We start from the raw sequence: 584 nt of genomic DNA, 5'->3' as shown, positions 1-584 counted from the left end.
ATAATACAGTTTCTGTTATTAACGCTGCTACCAACACAGTTGTTGGTACCATTAATGTCGGAATCGCTCCGCAAGGAATTACTGTTTCTCCAAATGGGAGTCTTGCGTATGTTGCAAACGAATTAAGTAATACAATTTCTGTTATCGCTACTGCTACCAACACAGTTGTTGGTACCATTAATGTCGGTATTCGACCTAGGATAATCGTCTTCACACTAGATGGGACTCGTGCTTATGTCACAAATCAAAACAGCAATACTGTTTCTGTTATTAACACCGCTACAAATTCCGTTATTGATACAATTAACGTAGGTACCGAACCTGTTGGTATAGCTATTACACCGGATGGAGCTCGTATTTACGTTGTAAATAAAGTAAGTAATAATGTCTCTGTAATAAGTACGTTGACAAACACCGTCATCGATACCATTCCGGTTGCACTATCACCAGACCAAGTGACTATCATACCAGATGGCACTCGCGCCTATGTTACAAACCAAGCTAGTAATACTGTTTCTGTCATCAATACTGCTACAAATACGGTTATTGATACGGTCCCAGTAGGTGTTGCTCCAACTGGTATA

Annotated in this window: 1 protein-coding gene; it reads left to right on the top strand. The window is 39.9% G+C overall.

The window, feature by feature from the left end; genetic code table 11:
* Positions 1-584: YVTN family beta-propeller repeat protein (locus Q3V31_RS30760; RefSeq protein ID WP_329767703.1), on the top strand; the 584-nt coding region annotated here is incomplete at both ends.

Origin of the sequence: Bacillus nitratireducens (assembly GCF_036320425.1) — a bacterium.
Classification (GTDB): Bacteria; Bacillota; Bacilli; order Bacillales; family Bacillaceae_G; genus Bacillus_A; species Bacillus_A nitratireducens.
This window is presented reverse-complemented; position numbering and strand designations above follow the sequence as displayed.